The sequence below is a fragment of the Collimonas sp. GW821-FHT02H07 genome (assembly GCF_059421505.1).
Genome location: NZ_JBWKVC010000008.1, coordinates 16,133 through 30,084, shown reverse-complemented (window position 1 = coordinate 30,084; position 13,952 = coordinate 16,133). Strand labels below are relative to the sequence as shown.

12 protein-coding genes are annotated in these 13,952 nt (G+C 59.3%); 4 read left to right on the top strand and 8 right to left on the bottom strand.

Translation table 11 applies throughout. The annotated features are described in order from the left end of the window. Positions 1–2 precede the first annotated feature (2 nt). From AC07V8_RS13800 to AC07V8_RS13775, 6 genes are all read right to left on the bottom strand, one after another. Entirely contained in the window at positions 3–755 is a 753-nt protein-coding gene (locus AC07V8_RS13800) for an amino acid ABC transporter permease (RefSeq protein WP_494678719.1), read from the bottom strand. 175 nt (positions 756–930) lie between these two features. Further along, complete coding sequence (locus AC07V8_RS13795; RefSeq protein WP_494678718.1) at positions 931–1,878, bottom strand: amino acid ABC transporter substrate-binding protein; 948 nt, start codon at positions 1,876–1,878, stop codon at positions 931–933. A 175-nt stretch (positions 1,879–2,053) separates the two neighbouring features. Continuing rightward, the gene (locus AC07V8_RS13790) at positions 2,054–2,959 is read right to left on the bottom strand and encodes an amino acid ABC transporter substrate-binding protein (RefSeq protein ID WP_494678895.1); all 906 of its coding nucleotides are present in this window, start codon (positions 2,957–2,959) and stop codon (positions 2,054–2,056) included. Between the two features lie 272 nt (positions 2,960–3,231). After that, a complete protein-coding gene (locus tag AC07V8_RS13785; protein ID WP_494678717.1) occupies positions 3,232–4,518 on the bottom strand; it encodes a Glu/Leu/Phe/Val family dehydrogenase in 1,287 nt (428 codons plus the stop codon). 206 nt (positions 4,519–4,724) lie between these two features. Then, complete coding sequence (locus tag AC07V8_RS13780; protein ID WP_494678716.1) at positions 4,725–5,705, bottom strand: LysR family transcriptional regulator; 981 nt, start codon at positions 5,703–5,705, stop codon at positions 4,725–4,727. A gap of 83 nt (positions 5,706–5,788) precedes the next feature. After that, entirely contained in the window at positions 5,789–7,678 is a 1,890-nt protein-coding gene (locus AC07V8_RS13775; RefSeq protein ID WP_494678715.1) for an ABCB family ABC transporter ATP-binding protein/permease, read from the bottom strand. Positions 7,679–7,795: 117 nt separating this feature from the next. Between AC07V8_RS13775 and AC07V8_RS13770 the strand changes: the two genes are divergently transcribed. Next, positions 7,796–8,203 carry an acyl-CoA thioesterase gene (locus tag AC07V8_RS13770; RefSeq protein ID WP_098494274.1) on the top strand — a complete coding sequence of 136 codons (408 nt, stop codon included), beginning with the start codon at positions 7,796–7,798 and terminating at the stop codon, positions 8,201–8,203. Here the strand turns inward: AC07V8_RS13770 and AC07V8_RS13765 are convergent, their stop codons facing one another. Further along, positions 8,204–9,052, bottom strand: coding sequence for an IclR family transcriptional regulator (locus AC07V8_RS13765; RefSeq protein WP_494678714.1), 849 nt, complete (start codon positions 9,050–9,052; stop codon positions 8,204–8,206). A 154-nt stretch (positions 9,053–9,206) separates the two neighbouring features. Here AC07V8_RS13765 and AC07V8_RS13760 point away from each other — a divergent pair, with 154 nt between their 5' ends. The 3 genes from AC07V8_RS13760 to dgoD are packed head-to-tail and all read left to right on the top strand — an operon-like array spanning position 9,207 to position 12,062. Continuing rightward, a complete protein-coding gene (locus tag AC07V8_RS13760) occupies positions 9,207–10,205 on the top strand; it encodes a 2-dehydro-3-deoxygalactonokinase (protein ID WP_494678713.1) in 999 nt (332 codons plus the stop codon). 22 nt (positions 10,206–10,227) lie between these two features. Further along, entirely contained in the window at positions 10,228–10,863 is a 636-nt protein-coding gene (locus tag AC07V8_RS13755) for a 2-dehydro-3-deoxy-6-phosphogalactonate aldolase (protein ID WP_494678712.1), read from the top strand. A gap of 50 nt (positions 10,864–10,913) precedes the next feature. Continuing rightward, entirely contained in the window at positions 10,914–12,062 is a 1,149-nt protein-coding gene (gene dgoD, locus AC07V8_RS13750) for a galactonate dehydratase (protein ID WP_211445191.1), read from the top strand. 124 nt (positions 12,063–12,186) lie between these two features. On the opposite strand, the gene AC07V8_RS13745 is transcribed toward dgoD, so the two are convergent. Continuing rightward, positions 12,187–13,881: a long-chain fatty acid--CoA ligase gene (locus AC07V8_RS13745; protein ID WP_494678711.1), complete on the bottom strand. Its 1,695-nt coding sequence runs from the start codon at positions 13,879–13,881 to the stop codon at positions 12,187–12,189. Between the last annotated feature and the right edge of the window lie 71 nt (positions 13,882–13,952).

The following is a 13,952-nucleotide window of genomic DNA, read 5'->3' as shown; positions in this document are numbered from 1 at the left end:
GATTAGTGGCCTCCTGTATTCGCACTGCCAGAGGCAATAAATCCTGGAATCGCAATGGCTTTTTCAAGCCAGCGCGCCAGCAACAAGGCGATCCCTGAAATGATCACGTAAATCACCGTGGCGCCGGTCAAGGCTTCGAAAGTCTGGAACGTAAATTCGCGCATTGAATAGGTCGCGGCGGTCAGTTCCACCAGGCCGATGGTCAATGCGACCGAGCTGTTCTTGATGATCGCTGCAAATTCGTTGGTCAGGGACGGGATGATGATCCGGAACGACATCGGCAGCAATACGTAGCGATATGTTTGTGGCAACGTCAAGCCAAGTGCAGTACCCGCCAGCTTTTGGCCACGGGGCAGTGCATTGATGCCAGCGGAAACCTGTACGGCAATCCGCGACGACGTAAAGAAACCCAGCGCCAGGAAGGCGGTGATGAACGATGCATTCGGCAAGCTCTTGAGCCAGCCGCCAATGCTCGCAGGTACGATCTCCGGCATGACGAAATACCAGAGGAACATCTGAACGATTAATGGAATGTTACGAAATAATTCGACATAGCCGTTGGCCAGGCGTACTGCCCACTTGTTCGGCATGGTGCGAATCGTACCGATCACCGTACCGATGACCAGCGCCATGATCCAGGCTGAAATAGACAACGCAAGCGTCCATTTCAGACCGGCCAGCAAGGTGTCCATGTAAGTGCTGACACCGTCGGGAGACTCTTGCCAGAAGATACCCCAGTTCCAGTTGTAATGCATATTAAGTCCCCTCTCACTCTCTAACTTACTGCTGCGGCATAAGCTACCAAAATAAGCTACCCAAATGCGCCGGACCTGCCGCTGCCCGGCGCACAAATTGTGCATCGCAGCAAATCGATTCCAGAAACAAAATGGGAGGCTTCCGCCTCCCCTTCATTTCTTTAGATCGCCAATCTTATTTTTTCTTCAACGATTGTTTTTGCGCTTCAGGCACGGCAGCGTAGGCAGCCGGATCGCCGGAATCGGTCGGATGAGCAAATGCTGCCTTCAATTGCGGGCTCATCGGCACGTTCAGGTTGACGCCCTTAGGCGGGATCGGCTTCAGGAACCATTTTGCGTAGATGTCGTTAACCTGGCCCGACTTGTACAGGTTGGTCAACGCCGTGTCGACGGCTTGCTTGAATGCCGGGTCGTCTTTACGCTCGATGATGCCGTACGGCTCAACCGACAGCGCTTCGGTGGTGATTGCATAGTCGTTAGGCGCTCTCGAGCTGGCAGCCAGCGAGGCCAGCAGGATGTCGTCCATCACGAACGCAGTTGCACGGCCGGTTTCAACCATCAGGAACGCTTCAGCGTGGTCCTTGGCAGCCAGGATGTTCATGCCGAGGTTGCGCTCGCCATTGAGAATCGTGACTTGCTTCAGGTTCGAGGTGCCGGAAGTGGAAACGATGGTCTTGCCCTTGAGGTCGTCCAGTTTGGTGATGTTGGAGGATTTCTTGGCCAGGATGCGGTTCGCTGTCACGTACATGGTCGGCGCAAAGGACACAACCTTTTGACGCTCGGCATTGTTGGTGGCGGAATCGCAGGACAGGTCGATGGTGCCGTTGGAGATCAGCGGAATACGGGTCGCCGATGTCACCGGAACCATCTTGACGTTGAGTGCTGTCATGCCCAGCTGCTTTTGAATGGCAGTAGCGGCCTTCAGGCACAGGTCGATCGAATAGCCTTGATACGACTGTTTGTCATCAAGGTATGAGAAAGGGATAGAAGAATCGCGCACACCCAGGGTAATAGTGCCGGTGTCCTTGATTTTTTTGAGTGTTCCGGTCAGTTCTTGCGCTTGCACGGAGCCAACCAGCACTCCCAGGCCAACCAAAGCGACGACCAATTTCGATGACATCATAACAACTCCCGTTAAAGATTATCTGTATAGTTTAACAAACTCGCTGCTCGCACAGCGGACTTATACCCATGCATATTTTTTATTTTTACTGCTCTCCTCCAAAAATACTGGTCTCCCCAACCTGTATAAATTTTCAACTACGGCCAATTTTATTCTTGCTATGACCTTGCTACCGTTAATTTCCTACATGATCCGATGGAAAGCGCAATGACTCTCTGAAAAGATAGCTCATAGGCATGTTCAACGTAAGATTATTTTTTGCCGGTATCGCGCTCAGGAACCACTTGGTATACAGCTTCTGGATTTCGCCGTCGTGAATGATGCGGCCCATTTCGCGGTCCACCAGGCCCTTGTATGCCGGATCGCCCTTCGGCAGCATGATAGCGTACGGCTCGGTTGTCAAAGGATCACCGACCACCGCATACGCTGCCGGATCCTTGGCCGTCGCCTTCAAGCCGTACAGCAGCACATCGTCCATCACGAAAGCGTCAGCCGCCTTCTCTTCCACCATCTTGAACGACTCGTTGTGATCGCGCCCTTCCAGCACCGTCATGTTCAGCGCACGCACCTGGCCGCGGTCATCCAGCGACTTGACGCTGGTGGTGCCCTTGGTCGTCACCACTTTCTTGTTGCGCAGGTCCGGCCAGTTCTTGATGGTGTCGCTGGTCCGCACGATCATGCGCGTGGATGCCATGAAATGCGCAATGGTGAAATCGACCCGCTTGCGCCGTTCTGCATTGTTGGTGGTCGATCCGCACTCCAGGTCCACCTTGCCGCCGGCAATCATGTCAAGCCGATTGGATGAAGTCACCGGCACGTAGGCGATATTCAATTGCGGCAATTTCAATTGTTGCTTTACGGCATCTGCAATTTTCAAGCACAAGTCGATCGCATAACCCACCGGCTTCTTGTCCTGGTCCAGAAAGGAAAAAGGAAAAGATGCCTCTCTGTAGCCGATCGTGATGGTCTTGCTGTCGCGAATCCTTGTCAACGCGTCTTCCGCCTGCGCCGCAGCCGCGCTCAAACCCAGGCTCAGCGCCAACGCCACGCTTAAGCCGCTTGTCCGGCGCCACGCGGCCATACCACTTTTGTTGATTTCCCTGATTGCCACGCCGTTCTCCTGTTGATATTTGCTAATGATGTCGAATTATTTTTCGGTCCGGAATGTGCATAACATGCAATATTCAAGCCAGCTATTCGCTTATCCATCGCGATTGTTTTTCATCGCTTCCAGATGGACAAACGCCCCGGATTCTACCGGGGCCAGATAGTACACGCGCAAGCAGCGATTTGGGTCGCCAATTGCGCGCGCGCAAAACATTTCGACTATAGCTCAACTTAGCGCGGCATTAATCAAGGATACAAACCGCGCATTTCGCGCGCCTGCAATACCCGGGTACAGGCAACGATGAACGCCGCGGTACGCAGGGAGACCTTTTTCTCTTCAGCCAGCTGCCACACCGCAGTGAACGCTTCGCGCATGATACGGGTGAGGCGCAGATTGATTTCGTCTTCGGTCCAGAAGAAGCTGGAGAAATCCTGCACCCATTCGAAATAGCTGACCGTCACGCCGCCGGCGTTGGCGATGACGTCTGGCACCACCAGCACGCCTTTTTCATGCAGGATGTCATCCGCTGCCGGGCTGGTCGGACCGTTCGCGCCTTCCAGAATGATCTTGGCGCGGATCTTGCCGGCGTTCTCGACAGTGATCTGCTGTTCCAGCGCCGCAGGCACCAAAATATCGCAATCCACCCCCCAAAACTGCGCACGATCGCTGATTTCTTCGCCGCCGCTGAAGCCGGCCACGCTGCCGGTTTTCTGCACGTGGGCCTGCAATGCCGCCACGTCCAGGCCGCTGGAACGCGTCACCGTGGAGATATGGTCCTGCACCGCCACCACTTTGGCGCCGGCATCGGCAAACAAACGTGCCGCGATGCTGCCGACGTTACCGAAACCCTGCACCGCGATCTTGGCGCCATGGATATCCAGGCCGCGCTTGACGGCGGCTTCGCAACCCACCACGAACACGCCGCGGCCGGTGGCTTCGCGCCGTCCCAGGCTGCCGCCCAGCGAGATCGGCTTGCCGGTCACCACGCCCGAAGCAGTGCTGCCCTGGTTCATGGAATAGGTATCCATCATCCATGCCATGATCTGTTCGTTGGTGTTGACGTCCGGCGCCGGAATGTCCTTGTTAGGGCCGATGATGATGCCGATTTCGCTGGTGTAGCGCCGTGTCATGCGCTGCAGTTCGCCTTGCGACAAGGTCTTCGGATCGACCCGGATGCCGCCCTTGGCGCCGCCGTACGGCACGTTGACTGCTGCGTTCTTGACCGTCATCCAGGCCGACAGCGCCATCACTTCAGACAGTGTCACGTCTTGGTGGAAACGGACGCCGCCCTTGCCTGGGCCGCGCGAAGTATTGTGCTGAACGCGGTAGCCTTCGAAGTGAGCAATGGTGCCGTCGTCGCGTTCGATAGGGACGTCGACGATCAGCATGCGCTTCGGGCGCTTCATGGTCTCGACCCAGCGGGCCAGGTTGCCAAGGTAAGGTGTAACGCGATCGATTTGTTCGAGATAATCGCCCCATGGGCCGATGCCATGTTGCGAGAGATAGGATGGGACTTCGTGCTTGATAGTCATGCTTTTGCGCGCTCCAGGAAGTGGCAGACCGGCTCCCATATGAAAGACTGCAGCGGGAGCAAAATCGATCTAGTGCCGCATCGTAGGACAACGGCACAGGGCATTGCCAATGCTTTGTGCGCATGTAACTATGCAAATTTTGCATTGTTATGTATAAGGCAATCTTTCTGCTGCAAGCACGGTTTTTCATCGCTAGCGGCTGACGCTTAACGCTGGCTGGAAATGGCGGGGATGGGGGTTTTACGTTTGGCGCCCTTGGCCGCCAGTTCCTGCTGTTGCAGCAGATACGCCCACAATCTGGCGACCACCGGCTTGCCCGGTCTTTGTATGGTCGGCCGTTCACGATACAGGCGGATTTCCATGGTCGCTTCCCATTCCGGCGCCGCCTGGTCGACGCTGGCAAGCTGCTTCAGCTTGACCTCGCGGGTCACGGCGGACTCCGGCAGGAAGGCCACGCCATGCCCTTCCAGCGCCATCATTTTCAAGCCTTCCGCCATATCGGTTTCATAGCGCTTTTCAAGATACAGCGGCTTCTTGGCGTCGGCCAGGATCAGTTCCACCATGCGCCCCAGATAGGCATTGCTGGTGTACGACAGGAAGGGCAAAGGCGCGCTGGCGCTGCCGGGGAAGCGATAGTCGGGCTCGCCGGCCTTGTTGCAATGCGCGTAGGCGCGCAGCACTTCGCTGCCGAGCGTGATCAGATCGTAGCGGCCGGTATCGAGCTGCACCGGCTGGCGCGGATGGTGGTAGCACAGCAGCAGATCGCAACCGCCGTCGACCATCGCCATCACCGCGTCATGCACGTTCAAGGCCAGCAGGCGCGTGTTGAGCGGACCGAAACCGTCTTCCAGCACGCGGATCCAGCGCGGCACATAAGTCAGCGAGAGTGTATGGGGCACCGCGAAATCGACCGTGCTCAAGGCCGTCGGCCGCTTGCCGCGCATCAGCGCGCGGGCGTTGTTGATCTGGCCGAGCATCTCCAGCGCCTGCTCGTAAAAGACTTCGCCGGCCGCAGTCAGCCGCGTCGGATAGGACGTGCGGTCGATCAGATCGGCGCCCAGCCACGCCTCCAGCGACTGGATGCGGCGCGAAAACGCCGGTTGCGTAACGTGACGCAATTCTGCCGAACGGCTGAAACTATGGGTTTCCGCCAACGAAATGAAGTCTTCTAGCCATTTGCTTTCCATGCCGCTATCGTAACGCGAGTCTGGATTCTCGGCACAGGAAATTGGCGCGCGGCGCGCCGACAATCTCTGCCGGCGTTGTGCCGTTACACCATCCGGATTACATTTTCAGCGTAGCCGTCAGCATCGGGCAGCGGCGGCGATACGCTCCCCACTTCCTCCGGATGCGCCTGCTGGCGCAGCCACATCTGCGCATAAGCGCCATCCGCCGCCAGCAACTGGGCATGCGTGCCGCGTTCGATGATGCGGCCGTGATCGAGCACCAGGATCTGCGCGGCGTCGGCAATCGTCGACAGGCGATGAGCGATCACCAGCGTGGTGCGGTCCCTGGCGATTTCCTTCAGCTGCGCCTGGATCGCCTGCTCGGATTTCGAATCCAGCGCCGATGTCGCCTCGTCGAAAATCAGCACGGCGGGATTCTTCAGCAAGGTACGGGCGATGGCGACACGCTGCTTTTCGCCGCCGGACAATTTCAGGCCGCGCTCGCCGACCATCGAGTCATAGCCGTCCGGCAGCGACTCGATGAATTCATGGATATGCGCAGCCTTGGCCACCGCCACGATTTCCGCCTTGCTGGCGCCCGGCTTGCCATAGGCGATGTTGTACTCGATGCTGTCGTTGAACAGCACCGTATCCTGCGGCACAATGCCGATCGCCTGGCGCAGCGAAGCTTGCGTGATGTCGCGCAGGTCCTGGCCGTCGATGGTGATGCGGCCGCTGTTGATATCGTAGAAGCGGAACAGCAGGCGCGACAAGGTCGACTTGCCGGAACCGCTGTGGCCGACCACCGCGGTGGTGGTGCCGGCGGCGATCGTGAAGTCGACGTCGAACAGGATCTGGCGCTTGCTTTCATAGCTGAAATCCACATGCGAAAAACGCACCTGCGCGCCGCCGGTCAGCAACGGACGCGCGCCATCTGCATCGGCGATTTCGCGGTTCTCATCGAGCAGGTGGAACAAGCGCTCCATGTCCGCCAGGCTCTGCTTGATTTCACGATAAATCACGCCGAGGAAATTCAAGGGAATGTACAGCTGGATCATGAAGGAATTAACCAGCACCAGGTCGCCCAGGGTCATCTTGCCGTCGATCACGCCTTGCGTCGCCCGCCACAGGATCAGGGTGACGGCGATAGCGATAATCAGCGATTGCCCGGTGTTCAGCAGCGACAGGGAAGTCTGCGACTTCACCGCTGCGGTTTCGTAGCGCATCAAGCCATCGTCATAGCGCCTGGCCTCGTATTCTTCATTGCCGAAGTACTTGACGGTTTCGTAGTTGATCAGCGAATCGATGGCCTTGGTGTTGGCGCTGGAATCGAGCGTGTTCATGGTCCGCCGGAAGTGAGTGCGCCACTCGGTCACCGTCACCGTGAAAGCGATATAGCTGACCAGCGCCACCACCGTGATGCCGGCGAACCAGATGTCGTAATGCAGCACCAGGTAGCCCAGCACCAGCGAGATTTCGATCAGCGTCGGCAGGATGCTGAACAAGGCGTAAGACACCAGCGAGGAAATGCCGCGCGTGCCGCGTTCGATGTCGCGCGTCATGCCGCCGGTCTGGCGGTTCAAATGGAAACGCAATGACAGCGAATGCAGGTGGCGGAACACCTGCAGGGCGATGGTGCGCACCGCGCGCTGGGTGACGCGGGCGAACACGAATTCGCGCAGCTCGGTGAACAAGGTGGTGCTCAGGCGCAGCAAGCCGTAGGCTGCCAGTATTCCCAGCGGCAGCACCAGCATCGCCTGCGGATGGCTGGCGGTAACGGTCATGCTGTCGACCAGTTTTTTCAAGACCAGCGGCACACCGACATTGGCCAGCTTGGCGCCGAGCATGAACAGCAGCGCCAGCGACACCCGCCACTTGTACGTCCAGAGATAGGGCAGCAAAGTCTTGAGCGTGGCCCAGTCGCTGCGCTTGGGCTGCGCGCCGTTATTTACGGCGGCAGCGGCGTCCGGCTGTGGGCTTGAATGGTGGCGCATTGGGTGACAATCTTAAAGAATGGTTTAAGCTACAGATATAAATTGCAGATATAAATTGCAGATATAAATTACAGATATAAATAACTAATCAATTGTAGCTCTCGGGGAAAATAAAAGATGGCTGATCAAAACGACAATCAATTACCGCCAGACACCATGCCGCAACTGCGCGTGATGCCGATGCCGGCCGACGCCAACGTCCATGGCGACGTCTTCGGCGGCTGGATCATGGCCCAGGTCGACATTGCCGGCTCGCTGCCGGCCACGCGCCGCGCCAACGGCCGCGTCGCCACCATTGCAGTGAATTCCTTCCTGTTCAAGCAGCCGGTATTCGTCGGCGACCTGCTGTCGTTTTACGCCAGCATCGTCAAGGTCGGCAATACCTCGATCACGGTCAATGTTGAAGTCTATGCGGAGCGCAACCGGCTGCAGACCGAAATCGTCAAGGTGACGGAAGCTACGCTGACCTATGTCGCCACCGACGACCAGCGCAAGCCGCGCAAGCTGCCGCCGCTAATGCCGTGATCAATCCACGCGACTGCCAATGATTTCCGGATTGGCGCCGAGTTCGCCGGAGATGCCGGCAGCCGCGGCCTGCACCACCGGGATCAACGACTGCATCCGTTCCAGCGGCATGTAAGGCAGCGTGCTGGAAACGCTGATGGCCGCGACGATGGCGTGGCTGGCGTCGTAGATCGGCGCCGCCACGCAGCGTATCGACGGCTCGTTGTCTTCCAGATCGAAGGCGTAGCCGCCCTTGGCATAAGCACGCATCTGATCGCGGAACTCAGTCCAGCTGCGCTTGGGCAGCAAGCGCGAGGTATCGACGCTGGTGGCCGAGCTGCGCTTCTCATATAGATTTTTCCACTCGCCCTCGCTCATGCCCAGCATCAGCGCCTTGCCGACGCCGGTGGTGGCGATAGGCATGCGGTGTCCCACGCGCGAGCGCATTTCCAAACCCTTCTTGCCGGGAATCTTGTCCAGGTAAAGCACGTCGTCGCTATCCTGCAAGGCCAGGTGAATGGTGTCGCCGGATTGTTCCGCCAGCTGTTCCAGATAAGGCCGCGCCACCACGCTGAGCGAGACTTCCTCGCGCGCCTGGAATCCCAGTTCAATCAGCTTAGGCCCCAGCACATAACCGATGCCGGGCGTAAAACGCAGATAACGCTCCTGCGCCAGGCAGCTGGCCAGGCGATGTGTGGTGCTGCGAGTCGTGCCCAGCAACTGCGAGATGTCTTTCAGATCGCGCGCGCCGCCGGCCACCGCCTGCAACACGGCCAGGCCGCGCGTCAGGGTCTGGGTGCCGGTCGGCATCGCGGCGATCTCATCGCCTGCATTTTTAATCGGCGCTATCAAGTCCGGCGATTTTCGCATCACTCCATCCCTCAAACAGTTATATCCCATATATTGGGATAGAATATCATATATTGACAAGGAATTGCTGCCGGAATAAAGTACGCAACACTTGATTGATACACCTGTACGCAACCGGCAGCAAAACAAACCATTTCAGAATCCGCCCAAGCCAATGAATCCAGCACCGCATCAAACGCGCTTAATCGCCCTCGACTGGGGCACGTCGTCGCTGCGCGCTTATCGCCTCGGCGCTGAGGGCCAGCGGCTGGAGCTGCGTGCCTTGCCGTGGGGTGTCATGCAGTTGCCGGATGCCGGCGATGAAGAAAATGCCGGCTTCGAAGCAGCTTTTGAACAGGCTTGCGGCGACTGGCTGCAAGCAGCGCCAGGCACGCCGGTGATTGCCGCAGGCATGGTCGGCAGCCGCCAGGGCTGGTGCGAGGCGCCCTACCTGGAAGTGCCGCTCGCGGTCGGCCAGATCGGCGGCAGCCTGGCCAGCTTGCGCAACCGCCATGGCCAGCTGATCCATATCGTGCCTGGCCTGATGGAAAACTCGCAGCTGCCCAACGTCATGCGCGGCGAGGAAACCCAGGTGGTGGGCGTGCTGTCCCTGCATGCGCAGCAAGGCCAAGCCGCAGACATCCTGATCGGCTTGCCCGGCACCCATTCCAAATGGGTGCAAATCCGGCATGCGGAAACACAGAACGAAGTCCGGCATTTCGACACCTTCATGACCGGCGAAGTCTATGCGGCGCTATGCGGACACACCATTCTCGGCCGCGGCATGGTTGCCAGCCACAACGACACGGGCGACGCCCAGCGCAGCTTTGAACGCGGACTGCAGGTGGCGCAAACCGCAGCCGGACAAGCTGGTGTATTGTCGACCATATTCAGTACCCGCACCCTGGGACTGACCGGCGTGCTGGACGGCACCGGCCAGCGCGAATACCTGTCGGGACTGCTGATCGGCCATGAGATCGCCGCCTTGCACGGCATGCTGCAGGCACAGCAGCGGCTGCCGGCGCAGGTCATGCTGGTCGGCGAGGCCGGCTTGTGCGAACGCTATGTGCAGGCGTTGTGCGCCTATGGCTTCGGCAAGATCGAGGTGGTGCAGCAAGCCACCGAACGCGGACTATGGCAACTGGCGCTCAGCGCCGGATTGCTGCATACCTGACTGAGGCATCGGAGAGAGCATCATGCTAAAAAGCGCAATGAAACAATGCGGGCTGATCGCCATCCTGCGCGGCGTCAAGCCGCATGAAGTGGCGGCGATCGGCCTCAAGTTGTACGAGGCCGGCTTCAGGATCATCGAAGTCCCGCTCAATTCGCCCGAGCCCTACGACAGCATCCGCACGCTGCGCAGCGCCCTGCCGGCGGACTGCATGGTGGGCGCTGGCACCGTCTTGAGCACCGACCAGGTGGCGGCGGTGAAACGCGCCGGCGGCGAAATCATTGTCATGCCGCATAGCGACCCGCTGGTGATCGCGGCAGCCAAGCAGGCCGGCCTGGCTTGCGCGCCGGGCGTGGCCACGGTGACCGAAGCGTTTGCCGCGCTGGCGGCCGGCGCCGACGTCTTGAAGATGTTCCCGGCCGAGCAGCTGGGCGCGCATGTGGTCAAGGCATGGCGCGCGGTGATCCCGCGCGAAATTGCCTTGCTGCCGGTGGGCGGCATCACGCCCGAGAACCTGGCGACCTTCATCGATGCCGGCGCCTCCGGCTTCGGCCTGGGCTCGGCTTTGTACAAGCCTGGCCTGAGCGCCGAACAGGTGGGCCAGCATGCCAACAAGTTTGTCGCCGCATGGTGCGCGGCACAAGAACAAAACAGCAGATAGTCGACCGGGCGCGCGGCTCAGCCGCGGCCTGTAACCAGGAGAACGGATTAATGAAGATCACCAAACTGACCACTTACATCGTACCGCCGCGTTGGTGTTTTCTGAAGATAGAAACCGACGAAGGCGTGGTCGGATGGGGCGAGCCGGTGGTGGAAGGCCGCGCGCACAGCGTGGTAGCGGCCGTCGAAGAACTGGCGGACTACCTGATCGGCAAGGATCCGCGCCACATCGAGGACCACTGGACCGTGCTGTACCGCGGCGGCTTTTATCGCGGCGGCGCCATCCACATGAGCGCGCTGGCCGGCATCGACCAGGCGCTGTGGGATATCAAGGGCAAGGCGCTCGGCGTCTCGGTCAGCCAGTTGCTGGGCGGCCCGGTGCGCGACAGCATCCGCGTCTATTCATGGATAGGCGGCGACCGCCCGGCCGACACCGCGGCAGCAGCCAGGGATGCCGTCGCGCGCGGCTTCACCGCGGTAAAGATGAACGGCACCGAAGAACTGCAGTTCGTCGATTCCTATGAAAAGGTCGAAGCCACTCTGGCCAATGTCGCCGCTGTGCGCGAAGCGGTCGGCCCGCACATCGGCATCGGCGTCGATTTCCACGGCCGCGTGCACAAGCCGATGGCCAAGATCCTGATCAAGGAACTGGATCCGTACAAGCTGATGTTCATCGAGGAGCCGGTGCTGAGCGAAAACTACGAAGCGCTGAAGGAACTGGCGCCGCTGACCAGCACCCCGATCGCGCTGGGCGAACGGCTGTATTCGCGCTGGGATTTCAAGCGCATCCTGAGCGAAGGCTATGTCGACATCATCCAGCCGGATGTGTCGCACGCCGGCGGCATCACCGAGACGCGCAAGATCGCCACCATGGCCGAAGCCTATGACGTCGCCGTGGCGCTGCACTGCCCGCTCGGGCCGATCGCGCTGGCCGCCTGCCTGCAGGTCGATGCGGTGTCGTACAACGCCTTCATCCAGGAACAAAGCTTGGGCATCCACTATAACCAGAGCAACGACTTGCTCGACTATGTGACACAACCGGATGTCTTCGCCTACGACAAGGGCTACGTCACCATCCCGCAAGGGCCGGGGCTGGGCATCGAAATCAATGAAGAGTACGTCAAGGAACGCGCCGCCATCGGCCATCGCTGGCGCAACCCGATCTGGCGCCACAAGGACGGCAGCTTTGCCGAGTGGTAGCAGCTGAGGCTGTATGCGGGTTGCCGGCGCCCTTAAAAAAACAAACCCCGGAAACGCTTGCGGCGGATCCGGGGTTTTCACTACGTTACTGCGGCATCCGGCAAGATGCTGCTGCTTTTAATCCTCAGGCAGCCTGCTTTTGTTCCGCGGGTTTTTCATCGCGCAATTCGCGGCGCAAGATCTTGCCGACGTTAGTCTTCGGCAAATCGGTGCGGAACTCGATGTATTTCGGACGCTTGTAGCCGGTCAGCTGTTCGCGGCAGTAAGCCATCAGTTGCTCGGCCGTCAGCGACGGATCCTTGCGCACCACGAAAATCTTCACGACTTCGCCGGCATGCTCGTCCGGCACGCCGACGCAGGCGCATTCCAGCACGCCGGGATGCTGCACCACCACGCCTTCGACTTCGTTCGGATAGACATTGAAGCCGGAGACCAGGATCATGTCTTTCTTGCGGTCGACGATCTTGGTGTAGCCGCGCTCATCCATGACGCCGATATCGCCCGACTTGAAGAAACCGTCAGCGGTCATGACCTTGGCGGTTTCATCATCGCGGTTCCAGTAGCCGCGCATCACTTGCGGGCCGCGGATCGCGATTTCGCCGGGTTGTCCGAGCGGCACCGGCTGGCCGTTATCGTCCAGGATGGCGATCTCGGTGGACGGCAGCGGCAAGCCGATGGTGCCGCTGTATTCGGTGATCGTGCAAGGATTGGCGCTGGCGATCGGCGAGGTTTCGGACAAGCCGTAGCCTTCGATGATCGGGCAGCCGGTGACTTCCTTCCATTTATCCGCAACCGCCTTTTGCACCGCCATGCCGCCGCCGACGCAGACCCGGTAGCCGGAGAAGTCCAGCTTGGCGAAGTCAGGATGGTGCAGCAAGGCGTTGTACAAAGTGTTCACGGCCGGGAAGGTGTTGATCTGGTATTTCGACATTTCCTTGATCAGGCCGGCGATGTCGCGCGGATTCGGGATCAGCAGGTTCAGGGCGCCTTCGCGCATGCCCAGCAAGCCGCACACCGTCAGCGCAAAGATGTGATACAGCGGCAAGGCGCACACGAACGCCAGTTGTTCGACCTTCGGTCCGCTGGCCAGGCCGGGCGACAGCCAGGCTTCCGCCTGCAGCACGTTGGCCACCACGTTGCGATGGGTCAGGGTGGCGCCCTTGGAGACGCCGGTAGTGCCGCCGGTATATTGCAGGAAGGCGACGTCTTCCGGGCCCAGCGCGACGGCCTTCAACTGCGTCGCCGCGCCTTGCGACAGCACGCTGTTGAACGGCGTCGAACCAGGCAAGGAAAAACTCGGCACCATCTTCTTGACATGGCGCACCACCAGGTTCACCAGCAAGCCCTTGACGCCCATCAGGTCGCCCATGCTGGCCACCACGACATGCTTGATCTTGGTCCGCGCGACCACTTGCTGCAATGTCGTGGCGAAATTCTCGAGGATGAAGATGGCTTCGGCGCCGGAATCGTTGAGCTGGTGCTCCAGTTCGCGCGGGGTATACAGCGGATTGACGTTGACCACGGTATAGCCGGCCCGCAGGATCGCGGCAATCGCCACCGGATATTGCAGCACGTTAGGCATCATGATGGCCACGCGCGCGCCCTTTTGCAAACCCTTGCCTTGCAGCCAGGCGCCGACCTTGCGCGACATCTGGTCGACCTCGGCGTAGGTCAGGTATTTGCCCATGCAGGCATAGGCATTGCGTGCCGCGTACTTTTGAAACGCTTCTTCCAGCAATTGCACCAGCGACTGGTACTGCGTGTAATCGATCTCAGTGGCCACGCCTTCAGGATACGATTTGAGCCAAAATTTATCCACGTATTTATCCATACTTTGCCTTTAGTCTCTGATTGTTATAAATGCATTGTTTTTGGCTTGTTTCACTTGAG

What these genes read in the sequence shown, in the direction of transcription:
- AC07V8_RS13800 (WP_494678719.1), bottom strand. Translation starts at nt 755, where the DNA reads ATGCATTACAACTGGAACTGGGGTATCTTCTGGCAAGAGTCTCCCGAC.
- AC07V8_RS13795 (WP_494678718.1), bottom strand. Translation starts at nt 1,878, where the DNA reads ATGATGTCATCGAAATTGGTCGTCGCTTTGGTTGGCCTGGGAGTGCTG.
- AC07V8_RS13790 (WP_494678895.1), bottom strand. Translation starts at nt 2,959, where the DNA reads ATGGCCGCGTGGCGCCGGACAAGCGGCTTAAGCGTGGCGTTGGCGCTG.
- AC07V8_RS13785 (WP_494678717.1), bottom strand. Translation starts at nt 4,518, where the DNA reads ATGACTATCAAGCACGAAGTCCCATCCTATCTCTCGCAACATGGCATC.
- AC07V8_RS13780 (WP_494678716.1), bottom strand. Translation starts at nt 5,705, where the DNA reads ATGGAAAGCAAATGGCTAGAAGACTTCATTTCGTTGGCGGAAACCCAT.
- AC07V8_RS13775 (WP_494678715.1), bottom strand. Translation starts at nt 7,678, where the DNA reads ATGCGCCACCATTCAAGCCCACAGCCGGACGCCGCTGCCGCCGTAAAT.
- AC07V8_RS13770 (WP_098494274.1), top strand. Translation starts at nt 7,796, where the DNA reads ATGGCTGATCAAAACGACAATCAATTACCGCCAGACACCATGCCGCAA.
- AC07V8_RS13765 (WP_494678714.1), bottom strand. Translation starts at nt 9,052, where the DNA reads ATGCGAAAATCGCCGGACTTGATAGCGCCGATTAAAAATGCAGGCGAT.
- AC07V8_RS13760 (WP_494678713.1), top strand. Translation starts at nt 9,207, where the DNA reads ATGAATCCAGCACCGCATCAAACGCGCTTAATCGCCCTCGACTGGGGC.
- AC07V8_RS13755 (WP_494678712.1), top strand. Translation starts at nt 10,228, where the DNA reads ATGCTAAAAAGCGCAATGAAACAATGCGGGCTGATCGCCATCCTGCGC.
- dgoD (WP_211445191.1), top strand. Translation starts at nt 10,914, where the DNA reads ATGAAGATCACCAAACTGACCACTTACATCGTACCGCCGCGTTGGTGT.